The organism is Bradyrhizobium sp. sGM-13 (assembly GCF_018398875.1).
Taxonomy (GTDB): domain Bacteria; phylum Pseudomonadota; class Alphaproteobacteria; order Rhizobiales; family Xanthobacteraceae; genus Bradyrhizobium.
Genome location: NZ_JAGWDK010000003.1, coordinates 119,585 through 139,276, shown reverse-complemented (window position 1 = coordinate 139,276; position 19,692 = coordinate 119,585). Strand labels below are relative to the sequence as shown.

The 19,692-nt window shown below is 61.1% G+C and carries 26 protein-coding genes and 1 tRNA gene; 9 read left to right on the top strand and 18 right to left on the bottom strand.

Annotated features, from left to right (window positions below):
• The first annotated feature begins 223 nt into the window (after window positions 1-223).
• Window positions 224-1,441, top strand: coding sequence for an EAL domain-containing protein (locus KJQ96_RS05285; protein WP_213285640.1), 1,218 nt, complete (start codon window positions 224-226; stop codon window positions 1,439-1,441).
• A 7-nt stretch (window positions 1,442-1,448) separates the two neighbouring features.
• Here the strand turns inward: KJQ96_RS05285 and KJQ96_RS05280 are convergent, their stop codons facing one another.
• Complete coding sequence (locus KJQ96_RS05280; protein ID WP_213285639.1) at window positions 1,449-1,928, bottom strand: hypothetical protein; 480 nt, start codon at window positions 1,926-1,928, stop codon at window positions 1,449-1,451.
• 199 nt (window positions 1,929-2,127) lie between these two features.
• Between KJQ96_RS05280 and KJQ96_RS05275 the strand changes: the two genes are divergently transcribed.
• Window positions 2,128-2,433, top strand: a complete 306-nt coding sequence (locus KJQ96_RS05275) for a hypothetical protein (RefSeq protein WP_213285638.1) — start codon at window positions 2,128-2,130, stop codon at window positions 2,431-2,433.
• Window positions 2,434-2,582: 149 nt separating this feature from the next.
• On the opposite strand, the gene KJQ96_RS05270 is transcribed toward KJQ96_RS05275, so the two are convergent.
• The 3 genes from KJQ96_RS05270 to KJQ96_RS05260 form a co-directional block, all read right to left on the bottom strand.
• The gene (locus KJQ96_RS05270; protein ID WP_213285637.1) at window positions 2,583-3,776 is read right to left on the bottom strand and encodes a hypothetical protein; all 1,194 of its coding nucleotides are present in this window, start codon (window positions 3,774-3,776) and stop codon (window positions 2,583-2,585) included.
• Between the two features lie 88 nt (window positions 3,777-3,864).
• Window positions 3,865-4,845, bottom strand: a complete 981-nt coding sequence (locus tag KJQ96_RS05265) for a tripartite tricarboxylate transporter substrate binding protein (RefSeq protein WP_213285636.1) — start codon at window positions 4,843-4,845, stop codon at window positions 3,865-3,867.
• Window positions 4,846-4,983: 138 nt separating this feature from the next.
• Window positions 4,984-5,613, bottom strand: a complete 630-nt coding sequence (locus KJQ96_RS05260; protein ID WP_213285635.1) for a CoA pyrophosphatase — start codon at window positions 5,611-5,613, stop codon at window positions 4,984-4,986.
• A gap of 81 nt (window positions 5,614-5,694) precedes the next feature.
• On the opposite strand from KJQ96_RS05260, the gene KJQ96_RS05255 reads away from it, so the two are divergent.
• From KJQ96_RS05255 to KJQ96_RS05245, 3 genes are all read left to right on the top strand, one after another.
• Complete coding sequence (locus KJQ96_RS05255; RefSeq protein WP_213285634.1) at window positions 5,695-6,120, top strand: PaaI family thioesterase; 426 nt, start codon at window positions 5,695-5,697, stop codon at window positions 6,118-6,120.
• Between the two features lie 69 nt (window positions 6,121-6,189).
• Entirely contained in the window at window positions 6,190-7,212 is a 1,023-nt protein-coding gene (locus KJQ96_RS05250; protein ID WP_213285633.1) for an aldo/keto reductase, read from the top strand.
• Between the two features lie 128 nt (window positions 7,213-7,340).
• Window positions 7,341-7,583, top strand: coding sequence for a PilZ domain-containing protein (locus tag KJQ96_RS05245; RefSeq protein WP_213285632.1), 243 nt, complete (start codon window positions 7,341-7,343; stop codon window positions 7,581-7,583).
• 87 nt (window positions 7,584-7,670) lie between these two features.
• Here KJQ96_RS05245 and KJQ96_RS05240 read toward each other — a convergent pair whose 3' ends face one another.
• Together KJQ96_RS05240 and KJQ96_RS05235 are read right to left on the bottom strand one after the other, a co-directional pair.
• Window positions 7,671-7,961 (bottom strand): hypothetical protein, encoded by a 291-nt coding sequence (locus tag KJQ96_RS05240; RefSeq protein ID WP_028348084.1) that lies wholly within the window; start codon window positions 7,959-7,961, stop codon window positions 7,671-7,673.
• Between the two features lie 306 nt (window positions 7,962-8,267).
• Window positions 8,268-8,456, bottom strand: a complete 189-nt coding sequence (locus KJQ96_RS05235) for a hypothetical protein (RefSeq protein WP_028348083.1) — start codon at window positions 8,454-8,456, stop codon at window positions 8,268-8,270.
• A 212-nt stretch (window positions 8,457-8,668) separates the two neighbouring features.
• On the opposite strand from KJQ96_RS05235, the gene KJQ96_RS05230 reads away from it, so the two are divergent.
• Window positions 8,669-9,163, top strand: coding sequence for a ferritin-like domain-containing protein (locus tag KJQ96_RS05230; RefSeq protein WP_213285631.1), 495 nt, complete (start codon window positions 8,669-8,671; stop codon window positions 9,161-9,163).
• A 35-nt stretch (window positions 9,164-9,198) separates the two neighbouring features.
• On the opposite strand, the gene KJQ96_RS05225 is transcribed toward KJQ96_RS05230, so the two are convergent.
• From KJQ96_RS05225 to KJQ96_RS40110, 4 genes are all read right to left on the bottom strand, one after another.
• A complete protein-coding gene (locus KJQ96_RS05225; protein WP_213285630.1) occupies window positions 9,199-9,489 on the bottom strand; it encodes a hypothetical protein in 291 nt (96 codons plus the stop codon).
• A gap of 19 nt (window positions 9,490-9,508) precedes the next feature.
• Entirely contained in the window at window positions 9,509-10,450 is a 942-nt protein-coding gene (locus tag KJQ96_RS05220) for an HAD family acid phosphatase (RefSeq protein ID WP_213285629.1), read from the bottom strand.
• A gap of 196 nt (window positions 10,451-10,646) precedes the next feature.
• On the bottom strand, window positions 10,647-10,856 hold the full coding sequence (locus tag KJQ96_RS05215; protein ID WP_213285628.1) for a hypothetical protein: 210 nt from the start codon (window positions 10,854-10,856) through the stop codon (window positions 10,647-10,649).
• Complete coding sequence (locus KJQ96_RS40110; RefSeq protein WP_249733765.1) at window positions 10,853-11,038, bottom strand: hypothetical protein; 186 nt, start codon at window positions 11,036-11,038, stop codon at window positions 10,853-10,855. Before KJQ96_RS40110 ends, KJQ96_RS05215 begins: the two co-directional genes overlap by 4 nt.
• A 640-nt stretch (window positions 11,039-11,678) precedes the next feature.
• Here KJQ96_RS40110 and KJQ96_RS05210 point away from each other — a divergent pair.
• Window positions 11,679-12,116, top strand: a complete 438-nt coding sequence (locus KJQ96_RS05210) for a VOC family protein (protein ID WP_213285627.1) — start codon at window positions 11,679-11,681, stop codon at window positions 12,114-12,116.
• Between the two features lie 283 nt (window positions 12,117-12,399).
• On the opposite strand, the gene KJQ96_RS05205 is transcribed toward KJQ96_RS05210, so the two are convergent.
• The gene (locus tag KJQ96_RS05205) at window positions 12,400-13,638 is read right to left on the bottom strand and encodes a CHRD domain-containing protein (RefSeq protein ID WP_213285626.1); all 1,239 of its coding nucleotides are present in this window, start codon (window positions 13,636-13,638) and stop codon (window positions 12,400-12,402) included.
• A 687-nt stretch (window positions 13,639-14,325) separates the two neighbouring features.
• On the opposite strand from KJQ96_RS05205, the gene KJQ96_RS05200 reads away from it, so the two are divergent.
• The gene (locus tag KJQ96_RS05200) at window positions 14,326-14,991 is read left to right on the top strand and encodes a glutathione S-transferase family protein (protein ID WP_213285625.1); all 666 of its coding nucleotides are present in this window, start codon (window positions 14,326-14,328) and stop codon (window positions 14,989-14,991) included.
• A 486-nt stretch (window positions 14,992-15,477) separates the two neighbouring features.
• Here KJQ96_RS05200 and KJQ96_RS05195 read toward each other — a convergent pair whose 3' ends face one another.
• A complete protein-coding gene (locus KJQ96_RS05195) occupies window positions 15,478-15,783 on the bottom strand; it encodes a hypothetical protein (protein WP_213285624.1) in 306 nt (101 codons plus the stop codon).
• A 166-nt stretch (window positions 15,784-15,949) separates the two neighbouring features.
• Here KJQ96_RS05195 and KJQ96_RS05190 point away from each other — a divergent pair, with 166 nt between their 5' ends.
• Window positions 15,950-16,300 carry a nuclear transport factor 2 family protein gene (locus KJQ96_RS05190; RefSeq protein ID WP_213285623.1) on the top strand — a complete coding sequence of 117 codons (351 nt, stop codon included), beginning with the start codon at window positions 15,950-15,952 and terminating at the stop codon, window positions 16,298-16,300.
• Window positions 16,301-16,498: 198 nt separating this feature from the next.
• Here KJQ96_RS05190 and KJQ96_RS05185 read toward each other — a convergent pair whose 3' ends face one another.
• From KJQ96_RS05185 to KJQ96_RS05160, 6 genes are all read right to left on the bottom strand, one after another.
• A complete protein-coding gene (locus tag KJQ96_RS05185) occupies window positions 16,499-16,975 on the bottom strand; it encodes a DUF3072 domain-containing protein (protein ID WP_249733764.1) in 477 nt (158 codons plus the stop codon).
• Window positions 16,976-17,417: 442 nt separating this feature from the next.
• Window positions 17,418-18,026, bottom strand: coding sequence for a hypothetical protein (locus KJQ96_RS05180; RefSeq protein WP_213285622.1), 609 nt, complete (start codon window positions 18,024-18,026; stop codon window positions 17,418-17,420).
• A 64-nt stretch (window positions 18,027-18,090) separates the two neighbouring features.
• Window positions 18,091-18,426 carry a GFA family protein gene (locus tag KJQ96_RS41940; protein WP_213285621.1) on the bottom strand — a complete coding sequence of 112 codons (336 nt, stop codon included), beginning with the start codon at window positions 18,424-18,426 and terminating at the stop codon, window positions 18,091-18,093.
• Between the two features lie 180 nt (window positions 18,427-18,606).
• A tRNA-Phe gene (locus tag KJQ96_RS05170) sits at window positions 18,607-18,682 on the bottom strand.
• A gap of 139 nt (window positions 18,683-18,821) precedes the next feature.
• A complete protein-coding gene (yacG, locus tag KJQ96_RS05165; RefSeq protein ID WP_213285620.1) occupies window positions 18,822-19,037 on the bottom strand; it encodes a DNA gyrase inhibitor YacG in 216 nt (71 codons plus the stop codon).
• Window positions 19,027-19,650 carry a Maf-like protein gene (locus KJQ96_RS05160; protein ID WP_057845441.1) on the bottom strand — a complete coding sequence of 208 codons (624 nt, stop codon included), beginning with the start codon at window positions 19,648-19,650 and terminating at the stop codon, window positions 19,027-19,029. Before KJQ96_RS05160 ends, yacG begins: the two co-directional genes overlap by 11 nt.
• Between the last annotated feature and the right edge of the window lie 42 nt (window positions 19,651-19,692).

Genomic DNA, 19,692 nt, shown 5'->3' with positions numbered 1-19,692 from the left:
AATGTTGCCCAAGCTGGAATCATCGCGTTGAAGCCGACGAAATGACCCCTTCGAGTGCCCGGGCGCTGGTTGGCTGCGTCGCGGCAGCAGCTTCCCTAAAATTTTATTCTTGTCGGCTGCTTTAACCCTACCGAAGTAATCATGTGACCTGCCGCAAAATTCCATGATTGCGACCGCAACGCCGATGTACCACTGGCGTTGGGGTAGCTAGCGGGAGGGTGGCATGGAGCAAATCAACTTCGTCGAGTATTCGCGCGCCGCGCACTTTGGGCATCGGAAGCTGGCGCCCAGAGCGTGCGTCGTCGACAGCAAAAGGCACCTGCGATTGTTTCTTTCCGACGCTCTCGAGGATCTCGGGTTCGTGACCTGCGAATGCGGCCAGGCCAGCGATTTGGCAGGCATACTGCAGGCGGAGCAGCCGGATCTGATCGTGCTCAGCGTGTGCGCCGACGGGATCAATGTCGGCGAAATTCTCGAGGCAATCGTCCGGAAAGATTTCGGCGGCAAGGTTCTCGTGATCGGTCAACCGGACACGATCATGGTTAAGGCCGTCAGGCAAATTGGCGAAGAGTACGGCATTGCCATGCTGCCCTCGCTGCCGACGCCGTTCGGCGCAGCTAGCCTGCGCGCCAGCCTCGCGACGCTGCTGCCTGCCGAGCCGGCGCCAAGCCCGGCCGTCGACGTCGCCGAGGCGTTGAAGGCTGGCTGGCTCGAATTGTGGTATCAGCAGAAGATCAACGCCCGCACGCTGGTCCCCAGCGGAGCGGAGGCGCTGGTCCGCATGCGGCATCCGGCCTGGGGCGTGGTCCCGCCGGCCTACTTCATTCCAGACGACAAGGATCCGCATTTTTGCAAGCTTTCCGAATTCGTGATCGGCCGCGCGATCGAGGACTGGCGCTATCTGCTGGAGAGCCAAGGTCCGGTCGACCTCTCGATCAACCTGCCAATATCGTTCTTCGACGACGCAGCGGCAGTGCGCGATCTGTGCCGCGCCATGCCCGCCCACCCGGCGTTCGGCGGACTTTTGATCGAAATCAACAGCAGCGAGGTGGTCGACCATCCGGATCTCGCAGTGGACACCGCAAGACGGCTGCGCCTGCACAATATCGCGATCGCCATCGACAATGTCGGCGCGGAATGGCCGTCGCTGCTGGAGCTTCGGAGCTTCCCGTTCGTCGAGCTGAAGGTCGACCAGCAATACGTCAAGGGCTGCGCCGACGATCGGCTGAAGCAGACGGTATGCCGACGCATCGTCGAACTGGCCGGGGACAACGGCGCTCGCGCCGTCGCCCAGGGCATCGAGACGCGCGCCGATTACCTTGCCGCGCACGACATGGGGTTCGATCTGATTCAGGGCCATCTGTTCGGCAAGCCCGTCGGCGTACGCAAATTCGCGCGGTCACGCCCTCAGCTTGCAGCCGACCCCGAGAAGGCTCCCTGAGCGAGGCTCACTCGAACTTCATGTCGATGCATTTCGCGATGTCCGAGCCAAGACCGGACGAGATGATGATGCAGCCGCGCACCTTCAGATTACTGTTGTCGCTGGCCCACACCGCATAGCCACCGGGACCGAAGAACGAATTGGTGTTCGGCCCCTCGGTTTCGGTGGCATCGAACGAATAACTCGAATCGGCATCGAAGATGCGCGGCTTCTTCGTGCAGCCGCCGTCGGACTGCACGTTGATGACTTCCTTGTTGTCCCGCGTCAGGGCCATCGAGACCTGGCAGCGGAAATACTCTGACGTCTTCGTGTTGAACACGTAAGCATAGGATTTGCAGGTCGCGGTGTTGAGCTTGCCCGCGCTCAATCCCCGACTGCAGGCGATCCGCTGGTTGTTGGACAGCTTGAAATTGTCAGCCTCGGCCGCTTGAGCCGGCGTCATGAACGATAGCGCAACACCAAGACCGATCTTCATGACGTGGTTCATCATAACCATCCCTATGACGTTTCTCGCAATGCATGCTTGTAGCCGGAATGGCGAACATAGTCGCGAAGTCAGACGCGGGAAATCACAAAGTCTCAAGGGCCATGTGATGCGTCGAAGGTGGCAATTGACGGCGCAATGCCGTTCGTGATTTGTTCAAAACGTGGGACAGAAGCCGCTTAAGGCCGCTGGGAGGATGACGATGACGAGCGTTTCGACAAAATCAGTTTTGATGGCGGCCGCACTGACAGGGCTGGCGACATCGGCATTTGCGCAAGGCGCGGCACCGACTCCATGGGAATTGAAGTCGGACATGGGTTACGCCTACGGCAGGGACGGCAAGACGCTAGCCTACAAGCTGGGCACCAATAATGCCGGCTTGCTATTGAAGGGTGCCAAGAAAGTGCCGAGGGGCACGTTGTTCTTCCTTGGCCAGAACGGGCAGCTCTACATGCGCTCAGGCCCCTATCTGGAAAGCGACGGCAAGTTCATGTTCGGATCGGAGTGAACTTTCTTCCTTCTCCCCTTGTGGGAGAAGGTGGATCACTGATGCGAAGCGGCAGCGAGACGGATGACGGGTCTGTCTCCGCGGAGAGAACCCCTCATCCGGCGCGGATTTTCATCCGCGCCACCTTCTCCCACAGGGGGAGAAGAGGCCTAAAACGCCGTCGCCAACTCCTTTGCGCCGGGCTTGCTGGAGTTGAAATCCATCCGCTCGTCGGTGATCGCCAATAATTTCGCCACCGTGTTATGGCGGATTGCGACCGGGTTACGCTCGTAGCCGCCGCGCTGGAAGAAATTCGAGGTCGGCACCTGCTCGCGCATCGCCTGCGGCATGGTGACCATGTCGAGGCCGGTGCCGTCGCCGGTCAGGTTCATCATTTCAAGTTCAGCCGCCGTCAGTGGACGATTGTAGCCCTTGGCGCGCGCGAAATGGACCGATGTCAGCAGCTTGTGGGTCTGCAACATCGGCCCGACGTCGATATCGAGCGCCATAGCGTGCACAGCCCAGCCCTGCGGAGTGTTGGCGAGCTTCTCATGCTCGGACCAGGTATCCGGCACGGTGCGCGTAAACGCCACCATCCGTTTCAAGACGGCAAGCTTGTGGTCCATCGCCTTGCGCGGCGCGCCCGACAGCGTCGCGGCCCTTGCCGTCAATTCCCTGATGATTTCGTGACCTTGTTCGGCCAAAAGCTCGACGCTGTTGGTGGTGAGCAACTGATTGTAGCCGATCGCGGTCGAGATCGCGCGCGAGCCGGGTTTCGAGGGGTTCAGCCCCGACTGCATGTCGTAATTGCCGTTACCGCCGGTCTCGAACGAGTAGACCCGCACCGCCTGCTCGCGCGTTAATCCCGCGGCCAACGCGTAGCGGGCATAGGCGCGCTTAAACTCGACCTCGGTTGCCGGCCGTTGCGGCGTGAACTGGAAATGCTCGGCGGCCGCTTTAAGAAAATCGGCAACCACCGGCAGCGGCTTGCGCTCGCGCGGCGGCTTTTCTTCTTCCGGCTCCGGACTGACCGGGCGCTTCGGACCGGTGTAGACCGGCGGCTGCGTCAGCACGTAATCGTTGAGCGTGATGGCCTGGCGTTCCCGGCGCTTGGCGTTACGGCCCTTTCGCTTCTCGGAGATTGAGGCCCAATAGGCGCCCGCCTGCTCTTCGAACGCGGCATGGGCCTCCTGATATTCTTTCAGCTTGCGACGGTACTCGGCCATCGCCTGCGGCGAGGCGGCTTGCGCCATGGCGTCGGCGGCTGAGGGAGCGAGCAGCTCCGTCGCCACGGCAGGCGGCGCACTCGCGAGCAGCGCGAGCGCAGCTAATCCGGAACCCATGCGAATCAATGGCAGGCGCATGGCACGGTTGTAGCAAGCGCCGCCGCGATGTCAGCCCCGAAAGGGAGCGACTCTTTTTCCTTCGCCCACAAGGGAAGAAGGGAGAAAGTCACTCCTGCTCGACGCCGCTGGCCTTCACTAGCTGCGACCACTTCTTCTCGTCCTTGTCGATGAAGGCCGCATAGTCTTCCGGCGTGCCTGGGGTGATTTCGGTGCCGTCATTGCCCAACTGCTTCTTCACCTCGTTGGAGGCGAGCGCGTCGCACAGCGCCTTGTTGAGCTGGTCGATGATCGGCCGCGGCGTGCCGGCGGGCGCGACGAGGCCGTAATAGAGCGAAGCGTCGAAGCCGGCTAGCCCCGCCTCCATCAGCGTCGGCACGTCGGGCAACAGGCTCGATCGCGTGGTGCTGGTGACCGCAAGCGCGCGCAGTTTGCCGGCGGAGACATTGGCGTGCGAGGCCGGGATCGGCGCGAACGCCATCGGGATGTGGCCGCCGAGGAGATCGGTCAACGCCGGGCCGGTGCCCTTGTAGGGAATATGCACCAGCCTGATGCCGGCGGCGCGGGCGAAATATTCGCCCGTGATGTGGCTGGCGGTGCCGGCGCCGGCCGAGCCGAAATTGACCCTGTCGGGATTGGCCTTCGCGTAGGCAATCAACTCGGCGACACTCTTGGGCGGAAATGATGGATGCACCACCAGCGAATTCGGCGCGTTGCCGATCATGCCGATCGGCGCAAAATCCTTGCGCGGATCGTAGCCGGGGCTCTTGTAGAGCGAAGGGCCGATCGCGAGCGTGCCGGTGTAGCCCAATAGCAGCGTGTAGCCATCGGGATCGCTTTTCGCGACCGCCTTGGTGCCGACCGTGCCACCGGCGCCGGGACGGTTGTCGACCACCACCTTCTCGCCGAGCATCTCGCTCATTTTGTCGGCAATGGCGCGGCCGACGATCGAGGTGCTGCCGCCAGGCGCGAACGGAATGATCAGCGTGATGGCGCGGGCGGGATAGGTTTGAGCGTGCGACACGTCTGTTGCTGCGCTCAAGCCGAGCATGGCGGCTGCAAGGCAAAACCACTTTCTCCCGATGGACATAGCGAGCCAACTCCCGGATATGTTCTTCTTTTTGACGCAGCTATCGTCTCCGAAACCACCGACATCCGCAACCCGCGCTGCGTGAGCACGCTCTCTCACATGGTGAGATGAGCAGCCGTTTCGGCAGCGGCGCCGGCTCTATTTCCAGGCAAACACCGGCTGCTCGAGTTCGGCTACACGGGTCGCGCGGCCCGCCAGCACTTCGGCAAATTGATAGATCAGCGCCGCCGTTGGCGCGTGGATGTGCTGGCCGGCATGGCGGAAGCGGATCACGCGCCGTGTGCTTTCGGGAATCCTGGTGAAGCTGAAGACGTCGGCTCGCTCGATGTCATCGAGCGTGACCCGATGCACCGAGGCGACCTCTGCCGGATTGGGGATGATATCGGCGCTCGTACCGACCCAGACCACCACCGGCGTGATCAGATAGCCTGAGCGCGTCGGGTAATCGTCGAGCAGGCCCAGCACATCGCTTTCGCCGAGGCCGACGCCGAGTTCTTCGTGGAGCTCGCGCAACGCGGCCTGCGCCGGCGTCTCGCCGTGGTCGCAGCGCCCGCCCGGCAACGCCCATTGAGCGGCGTGGGCGCGCAGGCTTGCGGCACGGCGGGTCAACAGAAATGTGGTGCCCGGGCCGCTCGCGGCTTCCGTCAACGCGATGGCGACTGCGGCGCGCTTCAGCTCGGGCTCTGCGCGCTCCAAGGGCGACCGCGTAAATGCCGCGCAAAGCTCTGCAATATTCCGCCGTGTGGTATCGTCAAATGGCCTGGCCATCCCGCTTGACTACAACACCAGCGCATCAGATGAAATGACCCGGGGGCAACAAGATAGCCCGCGGGAGACGGAAAGCACGAGATGACAGTCAAGGCCGCGGACAACCTCAAATCCGATGGCTGGAAGATCGTCGAAACCTCCGGCTTCCTGCACCTGATCGGCCCGCTGTGGCAGCGCGTCGTCGACGGCGCGCACGAATACGCGCTTGCTACCGAGGACAAGCACCACAACCGCCGCGGCTTGGTGCAAGGCGGCGTCATCATGACCTTCGCCGACCGCACCTGCGGCATGACCGCCCGCTTCGTCTCGGGCAAACCGACGCTGGCGACCGTGCAGCTCGATACGCACTTTGTCGAAGCCGGCAAGATCGGAGAGGTGTTGGTGTCGAGGCCGCACGTGGTGCGCTCCACCCGCAGCCTCATTTTCATCACGACGGAAGTGACAGTCGACAAACGCTGTATCGCGATGGCGAGCGGTGTGTTCAAGATATTGAAGAGCGAGGTTTAGATGCCGTCGTTCCGGGTCTGGTGCTGACGCCCCATCCCGGAATGACGGCCCAGGATGGAGGACCCACCCATGCAATACCGCCAACTCGGCCGCAGCGGCTTGAAGATTTCACCGATCTGCCTGGGCACCATGATGTTCGGCGGCCCGACCGATGAAGCCACGTCGACGCGCATCGTTGCAAAAGCGCGCGAGGCCGGCGTCAACTTCATCGACACCGCGGACGCCTATAATGGCGGCCAGTCCGAGCAGGTGGTCGGCCGCGCCATTTCAAACAATCGCACGAACTGGATTCTGGCGACCAAACTGGCCAACCAGATCGGCGACGATCCCAATCGCGGCGGGCTGTCGCGGCGCTGGGTGATGCAGGCCGCGGACGAAAGCCTGCAACGGCTCGGCACCGATTTCATCGACATCTATTATCTGCACAAGGAGGACCACGCGACGCCGCTGGAGGAGACGGTGCGCGCGATGGGCGATTTGATGCGCCAGGGCAAGATCCGCTATTTTGGCGTCTCCAACTACCGTGCCTGGCGCGTCGCCGAGATCTGCAACATCTGCGACAACAACGGCATCGATCGCCCGATCGTCAGCCAGCCCTATTACAACGCCATGAACCGGATGCCGGAGGTCGAGCACTTTCCAGCTTGCGGCTATTACGGCCTTGGCATCGTGCCCTATAGCCCCTTGGCGCGCGGGGTGCTGACCGGCAAATACAGGCCGGACGCGGCGCCCGACCAGGACACGCGCGCGGGGCGCGCCGACAAGCGCATGATGCAGACCGAATGGCGGGCGGAATCGCTGCAGCTCGCCCAGGAGATCAAGCGTCACGCCGAAGCCCGCGGCATCACCGCGGGGCAGTTCGCGGTTTCATGGGTGCTGAATTCGTCATTCGTGAGCGGGGTGATCGCGGGCCCCCGAACCGAACAGCAATGGGATGATTATATCCAAGCGCTGGACTATCGCTTCACGGCAGAGGACGAGGCGCTGATCGACCGGCTGGTAGCGAGCGGCCATCCCTCGACGCCGGGGTTCAACGACCCGGCCTATCCGATCGAAGGGCGGCGGGCGCGGACGGATGGCCAAGCTCGATGAGCCAAAGCCGGTTCCGCAGCGACCCACAACCTGGCGCTGCACCATGGCCGGAACGCTCGGTAACGTGATAGTAACCTCGCCTGTAGAAAGTTCCCTGTTCAGGGGGAGGTCCATTGGAGGTCCATGTGGTGGACGAGCACAGAATTGCACCACGGCGTCGGCTGCTAAAGGGGGGCAAGATTTCGTTTGGCGGCGCAATCATCGATTGCACGGTGCGCAACCTCTCCGAAACCGGCGCCGCGCTCGAGGTGAGCTCTCCTGTCGGCATTCCCGAACGCTTCACGCTGGTGATCGAAGCCGGCCACATCCATGTCCCGTGCCGCGTCGTCTGGCGCAAAGAGACGCGGATCGGGGTTCATTTCGAAACCTGACCGGCGCACGCCAGCGATCATCGCGCGCGGCACGCAACCGCGCACGACAAATCATCTGAGCACACGGCGAGTCGCGGACTCGAAGAGTCAGTGCCTGGATTCGAGGCTGACAATCACGCCTGTGGGTTCGGGCTCGTGTGGCGACAATTTCGTCAGCGTCTCATCGCTCCAATAAGCAAGGTTTACGATCATGCCGATTGTGGTCTCCCGCTCGGAAGCCTCGGTCGGCTCCAGGACGTTGAGCCCGCCGCTGTCGAGGAAGAATGTATGATCCCCAAACATGCTGGCTAGCTGCGGAACCACCGGATGATCGTCGGGAAGCGCCTGGGCTTCGAATTGCGTCAGAGCGCGTTCCACCTGTGCCGAGTTCAATTTCATGCACGATCTCCTTACTTGGCTTCTGGTTGGTGAGCACCGCGCGACGGCCTTGACCGCGCGCGGCTCTTCTGCGGAGGGAATTAACGTCAAGCGTGTAGGATCCTGATCGCTCGTCCCCACCGGCGCCGCGCGCCGGCTCGCAGCTTCGCTTTCAATTCCGCAAGCAAGCCGAATTGAAGTCGGGACAGTGGTGCCTGTTGGCGCCGCTTCAAGCCGGCAACAAAATTAAATTCGCAATGTTCCGCAGAAGGGCATCTTTAATACCCATTGTTCCGCCGATCGGCGACACGGGGAGGCCACAATCGGCTATTTCCCGTCGGGAATGGGATGGCGCCTTGCCAGTTCGTCGAGCGGCAGGTGCGCTTCCTCGTCGCTCAGCGCAAAACGTACGATGACGTCCTGACGCCCGACCTGCCCCCAAAGTCCATCCGATGACCATTTCTGCGGCGCAGGCCCTCGCAGGCCTTCCACCCAGACAAAGTACCATTCCGTCATCGCAGCACCTCTTGGGTCTTCGATCAGGCCTCTTCGATCGGGTCTCTTCGATCAGGTCTTGGACCGGAACCAGATGCACCGTGGCCTCGTTGGAACGATATCGCAGGCCTCGAACGCGAAACAGGCTGCTCGGCTCGTGCAGGTTACTTCCGAAAGACGGTGCAGCGCTGCTGCCGGAAGCCTCATCAGCATCCTGAGAGAAGGAGTTCGCCATGGAGATCAAGAATTTCAAGGACATGTACATTGCCGAACTGCAGGAACTGGTGAGCGTCGAGGACCAACTTGCGGAAGCACTGCTGCGTATGGCGGCGGCTGCATCCCACCCGGCGCTCAAGGACGCGCTAGTGGACCATCATGCGGAGACGGTCACGCAGAAGCACCGCCTTGTGGCCATCCTTCGCCAGCATGGCGCAGACCCGACAGCCCATGTCGACCAGGCCATGGAGGCGCTCATCCGTGAGACCCGGAAGATGCTCGGCATGCTGGAGGGCGATGATCTTCGCGATGCCGGCCTGATCGCATCCGCCCAGAAGCTCGAGCACTATGAGATCGCCGCCTACGGCTCGGCCGCAGCGCTCGCCGGGCAGTTGGAATTGCGCAACGACCAGGCGACGCTGCACGAGAGCCTGATGGAAGAGAAGGAGATCGATGCGCTGCTCACCGATATCGCCAAGGGTGAGGTCAATCCGGATGCGCTGGCGGCTTAGAGCGGCAGAAGGCGGGACGTCTCGATCGATCAGACTCACGTCCGATCTTCGCCCTCGCGACGCTCCTTGAAATGCGGACTGGCGGCCTCGTCGTGACCGCTTCGGCTGCTGAAGAACATCAGCGCCATTAGGCCGCATCCGATCAGCAGCGAAAAGAACGTGCCTAGGCCAAGCGCGATCCAGCCGTGCGCGCTCATCGGAACGTCGCTGCTTGCGTTCCAGACGTAAGCGGCCCACACGCCGGTGAGGAAAAGCAGAGCGCCAAGTACGATGAGCAGGACGATTTGTCCTGAGCCGATCTTGGCCCTGTCCGAAGATCGCTGCATGCGCCAACTCCGTCTTCCGTTAGAAATTTCCCTCTGCGACTTGCGCGCATGGAACACCCTTTGCGCGCCACATCTTCACGACCTGGTCGCGATCGTCGAAGGCCATGATCGGCCGATAACCGTCAGCCTGAAGCCGGTCCAGCAACTCCGCCTTGACGATGTAGTCCGGGCGGCGGTCGCGGCGGTCTCGCATGTACAAAGGCCCACGCAGACCTGTTTCGCGTTCGAGCCAGTCTTCGGTTTCTTCGCGCACCTCATCCGAGCGGCCTGACACAAAGACCACCGGCTTGGCTTTGGAAAGATGCCGGGCCAGGTCGCAGATGTGCTCAATGGCTTTGTCATCGGCGCTGGCTGCGAAAAATGCGCGCCAGTTCTTTGGTTTTCGCTCGATGTGGTGCAGCCGGTGGGACACGTCGGCAAGTGTCCCATCGATGTCGAACACGTAACAGTCTTTCGGTGCGGTTTTCATCATAGCTATAACGAATTCTTCCAAGCGGGAGTTCCTGGGAACGGTGGCAATCACTCCGCGTTTCCTTTTGGTCGGAGCAAGGAGATGGCGATGACACAAAGCGACGACCGCGCCCGCAACAAGGGCGAAAGCGCCAGCCCGAACACGAAGGGTAATGCGCCGCAGCATCAGGGCGGCGACGCAACCCGGAAGGCTCAGCAATGGGGCGGCGGAAACAAGGCTGCGAAAGGTCCGATCATCAAGGAGGATCGGCAGAACGAAAATTCCAGCGCCAAGAGCTGACGTAAAGAGCTGACGCCAATCACCGACACCAAGAGCTGATTCATGGCCAAAACGAAAGCAACCGCAGAGCCGGGCAAGCGGATTGGGAAACACGGCGGCAATCGAGGTGGGCACCACGCGAGAGGTGCCGAGAAGGTAGTTCGCGCCGGTCGTCAAGGCGCGGGCAAGGATCCTCGTCGGGGCGGCAAAGGCCGTCGCTAGTTTCAGCAAGAACCCCGCGCGGGGACAACACGGTCGCGCGACGCGCGGCTGATGGATGAACGTTTAGCACGTTACCATCTCGACACGGCCGAAGATGTGCTCGCGCCTGAGATCAAGAAGATGGCGGCCTACGCGTGAGAGCGATAGTGCACTTAATCAAAAGCGGAACGTTTGGTGCACTGTCACCGGAGTTTGTGATTTCCCCCTAAGCTCCCCTGCCATCCTGTTTGCCAATCACGCAGCGCCATGCCGCCAAGCGCTCGGCCGGATGCTGCTTCATCCACTCGGCGAGCTGCGGCGCGCCCATCAGGCAGGACCGCACCGACAAGGCGACGAAGTCCGAAGTGGTGACGGTCTGCTCGTGGCAGTTTGTCGGAGAGGAAAGACTGCATAGCACGGCGATGACCTTGATCACGACAGGAGACCCCTATCGCCACGATTGACGCCGGCGACCGAATGACCAATCGGTGCCTTGCCCTGCCGCTCGCTGACCGGTTCAGCCGGCGGGAAGATGCTGTCATATATCGCGCGGGCTTCTCGAATTAAGCGCGCTCGCTCGCGCTCAGCCTTCGGGACAAATCGAATAACTTCACCCATATTCGCTCCAAACCTCGATTAGAGAATGGTTCCACCATGAGATGATGGAAATCATTTCATTAGAATCTAAGATCCCAACTCCAACTTAGAAGCGGTGCAGGTGGTAACGAGGAATAAAAAGCTTGTGACCGGGCGGCGGCATCCAAGCACCACAACATTTGCTTCCGCAGGGTTGGCTGTGAATGCGCTTTTCCAACGCATGCAGCAAGTAGGCCCCCATGAGTTTACGGGTCGCGCGAACGCATGCCCGCGACGAGCGCAATTGCGCTCGTCCAGCGATGACAGGCTCCGCGATATGCGGGACCGGCACTTACCAAAACCCGGATGTCGCTTTAGGTCATCCGGCTACGCTTGCTGAAAGATAGATCGGCAGCCGAAGTTGGCCGCCGCTAGCTGGGCATCTGTAGACCAACCCGCAACATCCCATTTTGAACGGCTTAGGGACCGTTCAGAAACCCTGCCGCCCAGGGTCCCGATGCTGTCCGGCCGGTGGCTGTCACGGCTCGCAGAATTGTAGACATGTGGACACGACCGCACGTCCACATGTCATCATCTATCGGTGTTGGGGGCCACCTCACGCGTCCGTTGTTAGACTAGGCGACACCTTGTAGATTGGAACGACACCTTGGAGATTGGAGACATGGCGCTCAAGCGGATGGACAACGTAGGAATCGTCGTCGAAGACCTCGGAGGGACGATTGATTTCTTTCGCGAACTCGGCCTCGAGCTCGAAGGGCGAGCCACGATCGAAGGAGAATGGGCCGGACGTGTCACTGGACTGGGCGATCAGCGTGTCGAGATCGCCATGATGCGCACACCGGACGGCCACAGCCGGCTCGAGCTCTCCCGCTTCCTCACGCCGCCTGTCGTCGCAGATCACCGGAACGCCCCGGTCAACGCCCTAGGCTACCTCCGCGTTATGTTCGCCGTGGACGACATCGACGAGACGCTTGAAAGGCTCCGCACGCGCGGCGCGCAGCTCGTAGGCGAAGTAATCCAGTATAAAGACGCGTATCGGCTCTGCTACATCCGTGGGCCTGAAGGGCTTCTTATCGGACTCGCCCAAGAACTCAGTTGAGCGCAATACGAAGACAAACGGCGAAGAGTGACCAGTGTCAGCGAGCGCATCCGAGGCCGACCATGTCGCCATGGGCGATCTTCTGCTCCGACGTATCAGCCACTGACGTTCTCAAACGGACTCTTAGTGTCCGAAATAGAGTATCCCGGCCCATGTAAGAAAGAATAATTGCCGAAGACGCGCTCGCACCGCAGATCAAGAAGATCGTGTCTTACGCGCGACGACAATCGGTGCCAACAGGCGTGCCGGAGGCGGGCCGTAGATCCGGCCCGCCTCCGCAACCTCAAGCGGTCACGAGGAAATTCGCGGCGTCAAACTCGGTCGGAAGGAGACCCACGAACACCACCTGATTGCCCTCGCCGAGATCAAGGGTGGTACCCGAAGCTGCCGCGCTCAGATTGTCCAGCGGGTCGAAGTCGGCTCCAAAGCCGTCCAACACCGCGACGTCCTGTGTTACGTCGAAGTCGGTGATGAGATCATTGCCTGGTTCAGACTCGCGAAAAACAAACTGATCAGCGCCACCGAAACCGGCGAGGGTGTCGTCGCCGGCGCCGCCTTCGATCGTATCATCAGCATTGCCGCCGATGATGGTGTCATTGCCGCGGTCTCCGAACAGGCGGTCGGGCGCGTGATCCGCCAACTGCTGGTTGGCGACCGCCCGGATGAGGTCGTCACCCCCACCACCAAAGATCGTGTCCGCGGCAACGTCGCCGCCTCGCAGCGTGTCATTCCCGGCGTCCCCAAACACGACATCGCCCGTAGGGTCGTTCCAGGCGATGAAGTCATCGCCAGCACCGCCGAAGACTGTATCGCTTCCGGCCATGCCGCCGACGGTATCGTTGCCGCGACCGCCGAAAACCAGATCATTGCCAGCGCCTGTATTGATATCGTCGTCTCCCTGACCACCCCTGATAATGTCGTCGCCGTCGCCGCCTTCAAGTCTGTCGTTACCGGCAAGGCCACGGATGATGTCATTGCCGCCGAGCCCGGGAAGAAAATCGTCGCCCGGCGTTCCGACGACGACGTTGTCATTATCATCCGCGATTGCGATCAACTGACCCCGGATCTCGCCCCCTTGAAACTGATTCGTGTGGACGTTGAAATAGATCGGGATCTCCGATCCCACCGCAGCTGAGCCGAACTCGTCGGCGAAGTCGGTGATTGGAACGCTGGCGGGGTCCGTCGTCTCCCATCGACCGCTTACCGTCCAGGAGCCATCCACATTCAGGGCGATGTTGAGATCATCTTCGTCCTGTGCCGGGTTGATCTGCCCGAAGACAACGGGCCCGTTTGCTCCTCGCACTTCATTGTGAAAATGGGTGGAGATGACGTCGTCGTCGGTCGACGGCGTCTGGGCGGGACCGCCCGTAATCGGGCCATAATCGACGCCCTCGATCTGAAACGTATAGCTCGCGGCGATTTCCGTGCTGTCAAAGATGACAGTGCCGAGACCGCTTGCAGTCGAGTTGTTCGGGGGGACTTCCTGAGAGCCTTCGAGAACCACGCGGAACGCTGTGGACATGAGAGCCTCCTGCTCTTTGCTCAGCAGGTCGGGCGGCCAGCGACGCCGGCCTGCACATGTGGCAGATGTTGCACCCGGCTCGCGCCGGCATGGATTAGGCGCCGCGTCGCTCCGCTATCGCGGAATCGGCGCGTTATCCTTCTCGCGGTATTTCGGCCGAGAACAAGGGATCGCTGGATCGCGCCAACTAAGGTTCGCCGCTGTAGGCCATCGACCGGGCGTTATTGTGATCTTTCAGCGCGATCGAGGCATTGTGATGCAATGTCCGGTTGCCGACGCTGAACTTGTGCTGTGGTGCCACCCAGCGTGCACATCTCGATCGCGCACAACGTTGGAACCATCGGCAGGGAACCCTCACGAGCGAAGCGACATGCGGGGATGGGGATATCAATGAAAACTCCCGGATACTGCGGAGCCTGTCATCGGGCGCGCATTCGCGCGACCCGTTGGCTCATCCGGCTTGCCGTATCTGCTTCACGCCTTCGCTGGCGGAAGGGTTTCAGGTCGTTCGCCGGTGGCGGTCGCGAAATCCCATGGACAAAGAAAGCGAGGCAAGTTGTCGGGAGCCGCGCCGGTCGTTCGTCCTCCGGATGCAAAGCGCAAGAACTGGATACCTGACCGTGGGAAAGATCGTCGCAATCACGCACATCACTTTCGACAGCGTCATGCAATCACCGGAGTCCTCCAATGACCCCCACCATCACAGCTTTTGAACGGTCGCCCGACCGCGGCAAGGGACAGGCACGTGACATGCGTGTTCATTGGGCGCTCGAAGAAGTAGGTCAACCGTACGACGTTCGTCTTGTTTCGTTCGACGATATGAAGGAGCCCGCGCATCGTGCGCTTCATCCATTCGGGCAGATTCCGACCTATGAAGAAGGCAATCTCGCCCTGTTCGAGTCGGGAGCGATCGTGTTCCATATCGCGGAGCGCAATAGTAGCCTGCTGCCGAACGATGCGAATGCCCGGGCGCGCGCGATCACATGGATGTTTGCCGCGCTCAACACGGTGGAGCCGCCAATTGTTGATCGCGAAATGGCCACACTCGTGGAGCGCGACAAGACCTGGTACGAGCAGCGCCTGCCTATCCTCGAGGATCGCGTCCGTGGCCGGCTGGACGAACTTTCCCGTCGGCTTGGCGATGCCGACTGGCTCGATGGCGCGTTCAGCGCCGGTGACCTGCTGATGGTAACGGTGCTGCGCAGGTTGAACGGATCGGGCCTATTGGACGAATATCCGAACCTCTCCGCCTACGTCGCCCGCGGCGAAGCGCGGCCGGCCTTCAAGCGTGCTTTCGACGCTCAATTGGCGGTTTTCACTGCCGGATCCTTAACTGATAAACATCTGCCCTAGGCTCAATTCGGCCGTTCGCCATGCTTGGCATCAATGCCTGCTTGATGGTGCCCAGGGATGCTGCCGTCTCAGCAAATTTGGGACCTTTGGTGCGCATTCCACCGACCTTGATTTCTTTGATTGGCAGTTGCGGGCTATTGTCGATGTTGCCTTCGGCCTAGGCGGATTGCGTTGGGGACGTCGAAATAGTGCTCGACCCGCTTGCATCGCAGTCGGTCTTTTGACGCAGGATGCGCTTGATCTGCGCGTCGTATCGTTTGGATGACGTGAGAAACCAAACGTCGAGTTTCCCTTTGCCGTTGGTCCAGAACTCGAAAATTAAAACGTCTTCATGCGCATCGTTGCGCGCAATCCAGGGGTTACGGTGACAGTGCACTTAACTCCGGCACAAGCGACAGGAATCAGTTTAAGTGCACTGTCACCGTACATGAATTCCCACTCTGAGCCCTGACAGGGCTTATGGACGCAACGATTGAAATGCCAAGTCTACTGTCGCTGTGCGGGAGCGCTATCCGCCCTTTCCGAATCCGGCTGCGGATCGCCCTTGATCAGCTTCGGCGAATCCACGTATGGCAACGTTGCCGTGCGCGTGGCCTCAAACCACGGCGCCCAGACAGCTCGCGCGGCCTCGGCCCAAAGCGCGAACGGGTTCATCGCGCGCAGATATTGCTCGAACGCATCGAACGAGGGCACCGCCAGCATGTTGATGGAAATCTGCTCGCGATCGCCCTCTGCCGACCGGCGGTGGACAATCTCGATCTCGAGGCCGGGCAGACGGGCGGTGGCGCGCATGGGCTCCGGGTCTCGTAGAGTCGATCGATCAGGCTCGGACAAGGGATTTCTCCATTTGGTACCTTGATACACGTCGGCCCGGCTTCAGACTACGCCCGGCAGTTCACATCATCGACAAGATCTGAAGAGAAGATATGTAGCGAGAGTAAGAGTGGGAGGAATCGTTATGAGCACCACCGAGATTGCCAAGCAGTTCACCGCCGCACTCAAAGCCGGCAAGTTCGACGAGGCGGAGCGCTTCTGGTCGGACGACGTCGTGAGCTACGAGGCCCAGGAGGGGCCGATGCACGAGGTCCGCGGCCGCGCGGCGGTGCACGGCAAGGGCGAATGGTGGACCGCCAATCACGATGTGCATAGCTTCGAAGCCGAGGGGCCTTATGTGAACGGCGATCGCTTCGCCCTGCGCTTCAAGATCGACGTGACGCCCAAGGCGACCGGCCAGCGCACGCAGATGGACGAAATCGGCCTCTACACCGTCAAGGACGGCAAGATCGTCGAGGAGCGGTTCTTTTATTGATCGCTTCGAGAGGACGTCATGGTGCCCAGGGCCGGAATCGAACCACCGATGATACTGCGATTTTCAGTCGTCTGCGGCGCGTGACAGCGCAGCTATCGTCCGGGGGCTCAGGTCGCCCGCAATTTTCGCAAAGGTCTCCAACGAGGTCGGCTCAATTGGCTGCGGCGTGCTCAGTTGGTTTGAATGCATCGCGCCGGCTCAGGTGAGACGATCGAGATTGCCCAACGGCTTGAGATCGCCTGCCTCCTCATTGTGTTGGCGGCCTTTCTCGTCCTGGGCTTTGCCTTCATCGTGCAGCACCTGATCACCTACCATTTTGCCCGCGATCTGCTTGGCCTTTCCCACGATCCGGTCCTTGATGGCCTCAGCTGGAGTCATCGAGCCGACTGTCGTTGCATCGCTGGATTCACCTTTGAACCCGACCTTGCCGCGGAACTGATCGATCAGTTTCGAGGCTTCCGCCTTGGTCATGTTCTTCCGGAACGGGAACGGCTCATGCGCCTCTTCAGCAAGCATCTGCAGACACGAGGCCTGCGCAGCTGTCATTGGTTCGGTGCCGCAGACCCAGTCGTCCGGGTTCTTTCGCGTGTCGAATGCATTCGGATGGCTGACGTTCATGCGTCTACTCCTGGCTAATTCGGCGGTTCCGCTCGTTTTCGCATGGCCCGCCGCCATGTAGATTCGCGAGCGTTGAAATCGGAATGTCACGCCGCCCGACGGCTGAACACTTGGGTCGCGTAGAATTTCCGATGCAACACGCATCAACCTAGAAGCATCAAATCAACGCATGTCAGCCGCGATCGTTCCCGACTAGCGCCTCCACCTGTGGCCACCGGGAATAGGTCCGTTCCAAAAGATTGGTCGTTCTCCGCCAGAAGGGAAGTGTCGGCACGGGCAATCCGCTCATACCCCATCCAACCTTCGCATGAGGCAGTTCATGAACTCCCAAGCGAGCTCAGCTTTTGCTCTGTGGAAGACGAACGTCAAAACGTCACGGGGGAGCTCGTGTTTCGAGCGTTGTTGCGATGCTTGGCCATTGCACAGCGCCTGTTCCAGTGCACCAGGTTGCCGAGTTTGCACCACGTCGCGCGGACGCTTATGTGCTTCAACTTCCCGGCTACATCTGATGGGTTACCGGGAACAACCGTTTCAGAACGAGGTGCGTGGGAAGCAGCACCAAGGCCGGTATAACCGCCATTTCGATTGCGAAGTAGGCGGATGGCGCGATCACCTGCTGTGGCTCACGCCCGGGGCCGAATACCCAATTGATGTTCTTGGCCGGTTCGGTCAAACCGTAACTCAGGGCGAGGGCTGCCCAGGTCACACAAATCTGCCAAACTAGTGCGCGCGGATCATAGCCAAATCGATAAAGCAGCCAAACGAGAGCTATCGGCACTGCAAGATGAAAGAGCGAAAGACTCCGGAGATGCAGCGGCAGAGCTTCGTCGAACATATAGCTAGCGAGCCTGAGAAGACGGCCTCCTGACAGAAAGTCGGCGGTCCACGCGATCTCAAGCGCGAGTACGCCAACCGCCGCCATGCTCGCAAGCAATCGGCTTTCCAGCACGATTGCGCCAACCGTGAAGGCCAACCCGATATCCGACAGCCAGAGAAAATTGCTCGGTCCGTACGCGCGCCAGTAGACGGTAGCAACCAGCAGCAACAGTCCGCAACTCGCGAGCTTGAGCGTGATGTGAATGCTGTCAGGAGGATGTGCCGCCCACATTCAGGCGCAGCTCCATACAGTAGGCCAGATAGTATGAACCGGGCACGTTTGGTCAGGTTCCTATCTAGAGACGTACATCAAGCCTAGCGAGAACGCCATCTTCCCGCCGCCGGTCCGTCCGGTGCGACGCGGAGGCTCGCATCGCGGCGCGTGAACCTATAGGATCGGAGTAGATTGGAGCACCACAATCCGGGCAGAAGGTTTGTTCGCGCTTGTTACCGCTCTCGCCGACCTTGACGTAGACGGTCGGCGTTCTCGACAGCAGGCGGAAGCTGTTCTCCTCGGTCGGCACTACGGTGCGAAGGCAGAACCGGTTTGGCAATCGGTGCAGTGGCAGATCACGACCTTGGCGGGGCGACGTCAGCCTCGTATCGGATATTGCCGCAATATCAGGCGCCATCGATTTTCGTCGCCTTCTCCCTGTGTCGCCGACCAACGCGCGACAGACGTCGTCACGTTGCACGATCAGTCAGCTCGAAAGGCCGACATTATGCGGAAGAAGATGGTACCCAGGGGCGGAATCGCACCGCGACAAGCCTTTGCGCGAAGAGACTGTTGGCTACGGCAGCATCGAACTGAATGGTGCCCAGGGGCGGGATCGAACCACCGACACTGCGATTTTCAGTCGCATGCTCTACCAACTGAGCTACCTGGGCATACTCGAAGGCCCCAAAGGCCGCACCGAGCGGGCGGTTTATAGAGAGGTCGGAGGGCTGTGTCCACCCAGCTTCGCCGTCGGCTTCGCTGGGCGCGGCCCGCCTCCTTATCCATCCCCAAATATTTGGCAGAACTCGGCTATTCGGCGTCTTCGGGGTCGGTGGGGCGGCCGGGGATGACGTAGCGGCCGGAGAGCCAGCGGTTCAGGTCAACGTCGCGGCAGCGTTTGGAACAGAATGGCAGCGTGGCCGGGTCGGCCGGCTTGCCGCAGACCGGGCAAGGTTTCGGCGGCTTGGGCGCGCCGGTATCCTTGGGGCCATCCTTCGGGGCGTCCTTGGGGCCGTCAACTCGCATTGAGCCAGCCGAACCGAATCGGGAAGCCCTCCCCGCCGAGCAGCGTGACCGATTCGTAGAGCGGCAGCCCAACGACGTTGCTGTAGGAGCCGACCATCTTGACCACGAAGGAGCCGGCAATGCCCTGTACGGCATAGCCGCCGGCTTTGCCGCGCCATTCGCCGGAGCCGATATAGGCCTGAATGTCATCCTCGCTCAAACGCTTGAAGCGGACGCGGGTTTCGATCAGGCGCTGGCGGAACGCCTCCTTCGGCGTCACCAGGCAGATCGCGGTGTAGACGCGGTGATTGCGCCCCGAGAGCAGCCGCAGGCATTGCGCAGCTTCATCCACCAGATTGGCCTTCGGCAGAATGCGGCGGCCGACCGCGACCACGGTATCGGCAGCCAGGATGAAGGCGCCGCGCAGCTCGTCGTCTAGGTGAACGGATTTCAGCGCTGCGTCGGCCTTGGCCCGCGCCAGCCGATTGGCGCAGGCGCGCGGCAGCTCGCCTCGCTTCGGGGTCTCGTCGACATCGGCCGGGCGCAGCGCGTCGGGCTCGATGCCGGCCTGGTTGAGCAGGCTGAGCCGCCGCGGCGAACCGGAAGCAAGAACGAGTTTGGGACGGCCAAGCATGCTGGATGTGTCGGGGAGATAAGGATTCGGGTGGATCGCGCG

Coding starts and splice junctions, on each gene's coding strand:
- KJQ96_RS05190 (WP_213285623.1), top strand. CDS start 15,950: ATGAGCACCACCGAGATTGCCAAGCAGTTCACCGCCGCACTCAAAGCC.
- KJQ96_RS05160 (WP_057845441.1), bottom strand. CDS start 19,650: ATGCTTGGCCGTCCCAAACTCGTTCTTGCTTCCGGTTCGCCGCGGCGG.
- KJQ96_RS05240 (WP_028348084.1), bottom strand. CDS start 7,961: ATGAAATTGAACTCGGCACAGGTGGAACGCGCTCTGACGCAATTCGAA.
- KJQ96_RS05270 (WP_213285637.1), bottom strand. CDS start 3,776: ATGCGCCTGCCATTGATTCGCATGGGTTCCGGATTAGCTGCGCTCGCG.
- KJQ96_RS05230 (WP_213285631.1), top strand. CDS start 8,669: ATGGAGATCAAGAATTTCAAGGACATGTACATTGCCGAACTGCAGGAA.
- KJQ96_RS05195 (WP_213285624.1), bottom strand. CDS start 15,783: ATGCGCGCCACCGCCCGTCTGCCCGGCCTCGAGATCGAGATTGTCCAC.
- yacG (WP_213285620.1), bottom strand. CDS start 19,037: ATGCGAGTTGACGGCCCCAAGGACGCCCCGAAGGATGGCCCCAAGGAT.
- KJQ96_RS05185 (WP_249733764.1), bottom strand. CDS start 16,975: ATGGCGGCGGGCCATGCGAAAACGAGCGGAACCGCCGAATTAGCCAGG.
- KJQ96_RS41940 (WP_213285621.1), bottom strand. CDS start 18,426: ATGGCGCCTGATATTGCGGCAATATCCGATACGAGGCTGACGTCGCCC.
- KJQ96_RS05255 (WP_213285634.1), top strand. CDS start 5,695: ATGACAGTCAAGGCCGCGGACAACCTCAAATCCGATGGCTGGAAGATC.
- KJQ96_RS05285 (WP_213285640.1), top strand. CDS start 224: ATGGAGCAAATCAACTTCGTCGAGTATTCGCGCGCCGCGCACTTTGGG.
- KJQ96_RS05180 (WP_213285622.1), bottom strand. CDS start 18,026: ATGTGGGCGGCACATCCTCCTGACAGCATTCACATCACGCTCAAGCTC.
- KJQ96_RS05210 (WP_213285627.1), top strand. CDS start 11,679: ATGGCGCTCAAGCGGATGGACAACGTAGGAATCGTCGTCGAAGACCTC.
- KJQ96_RS05225 (WP_213285630.1), bottom strand. CDS start 9,489: ATGCAGCGATCTTCGGACAGGGCCAAGATCGGCTCAGGACAAATCGTC.
- KJQ96_RS40110 (WP_249733765.1), bottom strand. CDS start 11,038: ATGGGTGAAGTTATTCGATTTGTCCCGAAGGCTGAGCGCGAGCGAGCG.
- KJQ96_RS05265 (WP_213285636.1), bottom strand. CDS start 4,845: ATGTCCATCGGGAGAAAGTGGTTTTGCCTTGCAGCCGCCATGCTCGGC.
- KJQ96_RS05260 (WP_213285635.1), bottom strand. CDS start 5,613: ATGGCCAGGCCATTTGACGATACCACACGGCGGAATATTGCAGAGCTT.
- KJQ96_RS05235 (WP_028348083.1), bottom strand. CDS start 8,456: ATGACGGAATGGTACTTTGTCTGGGTGGAAGGCCTGCGAGGGCCTGCG.
- KJQ96_RS05205 (WP_213285626.1), bottom strand. CDS start 13,638: ATGTCCACAGCGTTCCGCGTGGTTCTCGAAGGCTCTCAGGAAGTCCCC.
- KJQ96_RS05275 (WP_213285638.1), top strand. CDS start 2,128: ATGACGAGCGTTTCGACAAAATCAGTTTTGATGGCGGCCGCACTGACA.
- KJQ96_RS05280 (WP_213285639.1), bottom strand. CDS start 1,928: ATGAACCACGTCATGAAGATCGGTCTTGGTGTTGCGCTATCGTTCATG.
- KJQ96_RS05250 (WP_213285633.1), top strand. CDS start 6,190: ATGCAATACCGCCAACTCGGCCGCAGCGGCTTGAAGATTTCACCGATC.
- KJQ96_RS05200 (WP_213285625.1), top strand. CDS start 14,326: ATGACCCCCACCATCACAGCTTTTGAACGGTCGCCCGACCGCGGCAAG.